Below are 4,970 nucleotides of genomic sequence, written 5' to 3'. Positions count from 1 at the left end.
GGAGAGGGGCTCGATGCAGCAGCCCTTCTCCCTCCGGGAGAAGGTGGCGCGCAGCGCCGGATGAGGGTGCGGGGCTGGCCAGACTTCTCGCTGCGACCGAACCCTCACCCCAACCCCTCTCCCACAGGGAGAGGGGCTCGATGCAGCATCAGTCGTCGAAGGCCTCGTCGTGCACGTTGGCCAGGCCCCAGTCGTTGTACTTCCCGCGCGTCCACGCATTGGCCTTGGCCAGCGGAACCGGCACCCGCTTCCGGCTTACTTCGATTCCACCTGCTCCGCCATGGCGAGGCCGCTCCCTCGACGCATCGCCCCGAGCATCCCACGTTGGCGGTCGCCCTGGGCCTTCGCCCATTCGCCATCTACGTCGAGTCGCTCGGCAACGCAATCTGCATGATCCAGACCAACCCGGCCAACAACGTGTTCGAAGGCACCGCCAGACGCAGCTGGTAAACCGTACCGAGGCAGCACCAGGACCGGAGCGCCTGCCGCTCCGGCCCGATGCATCCCACGGCCTGCCGCGCCATCGCGGCAGGCTCACGCAGGAACGCGAGTCCCGGATCGCACCGGCCGCCGTGCCTTTCGCCCTCCTCGTCCCGATTCGGCCTGCCAACGCACGGCGTGGCTGGGGGACCGGCGACGAACCCCCGAGGGGTCATTCGCCGCTGCCGGACTTCCGCGACCGCCGCCGCATGCGCCACCAGCGCAACAGGCCGTAGGACAAGCGCACCTTTTCCTGCCCCACCGGCAGGTCGGCACGGGCGAAGATCCATGAGGACTTGCTGAAGGCGATCTGCTGCTCCGGGTAGACGCTGCGGTGGCCGATGATGAGATACGCCGCTACGCAGGCGCCGGCCACGTACAGCGTGGCGTCCGCGCCGTACAGCTCCACGCCCATCAGGATCGCGGCGATCGGCGCGTTGGAGGCCGCGGCCACCACCGCCGTCAGCCCCACCGCCGCGCCCAGCGCAGGCGTCAGGCCGAACAGGTGGGCGAAGGCGCCGCCAGCCACTGCGCCAAGCACGAACTGCGGCGTGACGATGCCGCCGTAGAAGCCCGAGCCCAGCGTGATCGCCACCAGCAGCGCCTTCCACACGAAGCCGAGCCAGGGCATGGCCTCGCCGTGCAGCGCGCGCTCCATCAGTGGCAGGCTGAGGCCGAGATAATCCGTCGGCACCAGCAGGATCAGCAACGCCAGCACCACACCACCCAGCATCGGCACCAGCGGCGGCCACAGCGCCCAACGCTGCTTCAGCCCGCCGAACAGCTTCCTCGCCTGCCCCAGCAGCTCCACGAACAGCCATGCCACGCCGCCGCACAGCACGCCGATCAGCACCGTCTTCAGGAACAGCAGCTCGGTGAACTGGCCGCTGAAGTCGATCACGTAATGCGGGTACGGCACGCCGAGCCAGCGCGACACCTCGAACGAGGTGACGCCGCCCACGATGGCGGGAAACAGGAAGTCGTGGCGGATGCGTCCGATCGCCAGCATCTCCACGCCGTAGATCGCGCCCGCGATCGGCGTGCCGAACACGCTGGAGAAACCCGCGCTGACGCCGCAGGCCAGCAGGCGCTTGCGCATCTCCGGGTTGAGATGCAGCATGCGCCCCACCGCCGCCGCCAGGCTGGCGCCGATGTGCGAGCACGGCCCTTCCTTGCCCGCCGAGCCACCGCAGGCCAACGTGATCAATGCGCACACCGGCTTGATCCACATGGTGCGGAACGGCAGCTTGCCGTGCTGCTCGTTCACCGCCACGATCACGTTGTCGCTGAACGTGCTGCGCCGCAGCCGGTAGCCGTAGTGCAGCAGCAGGCCGTTGGCGAGGCCGCCCAGCGGCAGGGCCAGCGCCAGCACCCACCACGGCGCCGCATAGGCGTGGCCCTCGGTGGCGAACAGCGCGCGCAGGAACAGCGTGCAACCCGCGCCAACCAACGCCCCGGTGAAGATCGCCAGTACCAGCCACTGCAGCACGGTCGCCAGCATCACCAGCGGTTCGGTCAGACAGAAACGTCGCATCGGCGTGGCTGGGCTGGGCTCTGGGGTGGGCGGGGTGAAAAGCCTGACGAGTATAGCAATCGGTTCGGTGGCGGCTTCGAAGTACGAAGCGGAAGGCGAGGCCCGCCGCCGCGCCGTCCGGCGCGAGCCCGCGACGTACCGTTCCGGAAGCGAGCCCGACCCGTCGAGGCTAGTGTCCGCCCGATCGCCGCTTCGCCAGCGCGCGCTCGATGGCCTGCTGCGCAAGCGGCGCCATGATCGCGTAGCCCGCGGGCGTCGGGTGCACGCCGTCGCTGGCAAGGTCGGAATCCATGCCGCCCTGCGCGTTCGCCAGCGCGTCGTAGTAGTCGAGGTAGGTGGCGCCACTCGATGCCGCATAGGCCCGGAGCCATGCGTTGAGCACGCGAACCTTGCCGGCGGGCTGCAGTCCGCGATGCCAGGGATAGTCGCTGACCGGCAGCACGGAGGCGAGGATGACCCGGATGTGATTGGCCTGCGCCAGTTCCGTCATGGAGCGCAGGTTGTCCTCGATCATCGGCAAGCTGGCGAAGCCGGTGTTGCCCGCAAGGTCGTTGGTGCCGGTGAGCAGCACCACCGCCGCGGGACGGAGCGCGATCACGTCCTGCCGGAAACGCAGCAGCATCTGCGCCGTCGTCTGCCCCGAGATGCCGCGGTTGACGTACGGCTTGCCGGGGAAAAAGCGCGTGCCCTCGGCGCGCCCCCACGCGTCGGTGATGGAGTCGCCGAAAAACACCACACGTTCCTCGCCAGGCACTGGCGCCGGCAGCCGCACATTGTCGTCGCGGTAGCGGCCCAGCTGCGGCCAGTCCAGCAATTGCTGCTGCATCGCCGCGACCTGCTCGGCCGTGAGCGAGGCCGGCGGTATGGTGTAGAGCGGGTTGATCGCGACAGGTGGCGCGGAGGTGGAAGCGGCGGCCTGGCCGCTGGTCTGCGGCGGGACGGCAGCGTTGGCGAGCAGCACCAGAGCGGCGAGCGGAAGCGACGAGAAGGCCATGCGGGAATCTCCAGAGAAGCTGGACTCAGAGTGCTCCGACCCGGTTCTCAACGCCACCGCACCAGTGCAGTAACGCGCCGATATGCCGCCGGACGGCGACAAACTCTTTCCCGTCCGGTTACCCTGCTGCGGTCGCACCTGCTCCACTGGCCGTGCGGCACGTGCCATCCCGGACCCTTCGCATGTTGAGCAGCATCCGCACCACCGCACCGTTGTTGTCGAGCACCGTGTTCCTGTTGATGGGAGTCGGCCTGCTGCATACGCATATCGCGTTGCAGGGCGAGGCGCTGGGCTTCTCCGTCGCGATGATCGGAATCCTGACCTCGGCCTACTACACCGGCTTCCTGGTCGGTACCTACACGGTGCCGAAGCTCACGCACCGCTTCGGCCATATCCGCAGCTTCGCCTTCTGTACCTCGCTGGTGGCGGTGACCGCGCTGCTGCAGGCACTGACCCCGGCGTACGGGGCCTGGCTGGTGCTGCGGGTTCTGCAGGGGCTGCTGCTGGTCGGTCTGTACGCGATCATCGAGAGCTGGCTGAACACCGCCGCCGAGCCGAGGCACCGCAGCACGGTATTCGCCGTCTACATGATGCTGAACCTGGGTGCCAGCGCAGCGGCACAACAGTTCCTGCGCATCCGCGGCGAGGGCTTCGTGTTGTTCTGCGTGGTGGCGATCCTGTTCTGCCTCGCCAGCCTGCCGGTGGTCGTGACCCTGCAGCCGCAGCCGTCCCTGCGCGCGGCGCCGCGGGTCCAGGTGGGCCACATGTTCCGGCTGGTGCCTACCGCGCTGGTCAGCGCATTGATATCGGGCATGGCGCTGGGTGCGTTCTGGGGCCTGCTGCCGCTGTACGCGGCCGCCCGCGGCCTGGGCACCGCCGCAGTCGGCACCTACATGAGCGTGGCCATCGCCGGCGGCGTGGCGCTGCAATTGCCGCTGGGGCACCTGTCCGACCGCATCGACCGGCGGCTCGCGCTGGCGCTGATCAGCGCCACCGCGGCACTGGTGGCGCTGGTTAACCTGGCATTGCCGACGGCCGGACAGACGGTCGCCATGCTGCTGGTGTTCGCCTTCGCCGGCATGAGCTTCGCACTGTACCCGATCGCGGTAGCACACCTGGTCGACTACCTGCGCCGCGACGATCTGCTCTCGGGGTCGAGCACGGTGCTGTTGGTCAACGGCATCGGTTCAGCGGTGGGGCCACTGCTGGCGGGCACACTGATGAGCCTGACGCAGCCGGCGTTCCTGTTCGCCTGGTTCGCGATCCTCGACGGCCTGCTGGCCGGCTATGCGCTGTACCGCTTCATGCGCCGCAAACGCGAGGTGACCCCGGACGACAACTTCGTGCCTTTGGTGCACACCACACCGGGCGCGATGGATCCGCATCCCGATGCGCCGGACCAGCCAGGCAAGCCGGCTTGAGCCGGGTGGGGCGGGGGCAAGCACTCAGTCACCCGCCCGCAGCGCCAACAGCAACGCAGCGTGGAATCGCTCCGGCGCCTCCATCTGGGCTGCGTGGCCCAGTTACGGGAAGGCCATCAGGCAGGCGTCGGGAATCGCCTTGGCCGCCTGCCTGCCGAGCAGATCGTAGCGGCCGAGCGTCGCGGCCAGTTCCGGCGGCGCGCGATTGGCGCCGGGCGCGGTGCGGTCCTTGTCGCCGACAATCGGCACGGTCGGCACGCGAATGCGCGGAAACTCGTGCACCACCGGCTGGGTGAAGATCATGTCCGAGGTCCGCGCCTGGTTCCACGCGACGATCTCCGCGCCGCTGCCGCCGTAGAGCCCGGCCTGCATGTCGACCCAGCGCTGGTACTGCGGCTTCCACTGGCCGTCGTAGTAGAACTTGAGCGGCTCTCTCGCGTTTGCTGTGGGTGACACGCAGCCGGTCTTGCGGTAGGCACCCTACAGCAGGCAGGCTGGCGCGATGGAAACGCTCTTCACTCAAGCCCTCGGGCTCGCCGCG

The 4,970-nt window shown here is 68.8% G+C and carries 5 protein-coding genes; 2 read left to right on the top strand and 3 right to left on the bottom strand.

Features of this window, described 5'->3' with window-relative positions; genetic code table 11:
- Positions 1-324: 324 nt before the first annotated feature.
- Positions 325-450 (top strand): hypothetical protein, encoded by a 126-nt coding sequence (locus AC3WTD_RS02350; protein ID WP_255324827.1) that lies wholly within the window; start codon positions 325-327, stop codon positions 448-450.
- A 202-nt stretch (positions 451-652) separates the two neighbouring features.
- On the opposite strand, the gene AC3WTD_RS02345 is transcribed toward AC3WTD_RS02350, so the two are convergent.
- Entirely contained in the window at positions 653-2,014 is a 1,362-nt protein-coding gene (locus AC3WTD_RS02345; protein ID WP_492612796.1) for a chloride channel protein, read from the bottom strand.
- A gap of 169 nt (positions 2,015-2,183) precedes the next feature.
- Positions 2,184-3,008 carry an SGNH/GDSL hydrolase family protein gene (locus AC3WTD_RS02340; RefSeq protein WP_492612795.1) on the bottom strand — a complete coding sequence of 275 codons (825 nt, stop codon included), beginning with the start codon at positions 3,006-3,008 and terminating at the stop codon, positions 2,184-2,186.
- A 182-nt stretch (positions 3,009-3,190) separates the two neighbouring features.
- Between AC3WTD_RS02340 and AC3WTD_RS02335 the strand changes: the two genes are divergently transcribed.
- Positions 3,191-4,429, top strand: a complete 1,239-nt coding sequence (locus AC3WTD_RS02335) for an MFS transporter (protein ID WP_027491848.1) — start codon at positions 3,191-3,193, stop codon at positions 4,427-4,429.
- Between the two features lie 102 nt (positions 4,430-4,531).
- Here AC3WTD_RS02335 and AC3WTD_RS02330 read toward each other — a convergent pair whose 3' ends face one another.
- Positions 4,532-4,885: a hypothetical protein gene (locus tag AC3WTD_RS02330; RefSeq protein ID WP_492612794.1), complete on the bottom strand. Its 354-nt coding sequence runs from the start codon at positions 4,883-4,885 to the stop codon at positions 4,532-4,534.
- Between the last annotated feature and the right edge of the window lie 85 nt (positions 4,886-4,970).

Source organism: Rhodanobacter sp. FW106-PBR-R2A-1-15 (assembly GCF_058789735.1).
The sequence above is the reverse complement of the archived record's forward strand: the minus strand, read 5'-3'. Positions and strand labels throughout refer to the sequence as shown.

Bases quoted from the DNA above. Each gene is read 5' to 3' on its own strand.
- AC3WTD_RS02345 (WP_492612796.1), bottom strand. From the start codon at position 2,014: ATGCGACGTTTCTGTCTGACCGAACCGCTGGTGATGCTGGCGACCGTG.
- AC3WTD_RS02335 (WP_027491848.1), top strand. From the start codon at position 3,191: ATGTTGAGCAGCATCCGCACCACCGCACCGTTGTTGTCGAGCACCGTG.
- AC3WTD_RS02340 (WP_492612795.1), bottom strand. From the start codon at position 3,008: ATGGCCTTCTCGTCGCTTCCGCTCGCCGCTCTGGTGCTGCTCGCCAAC.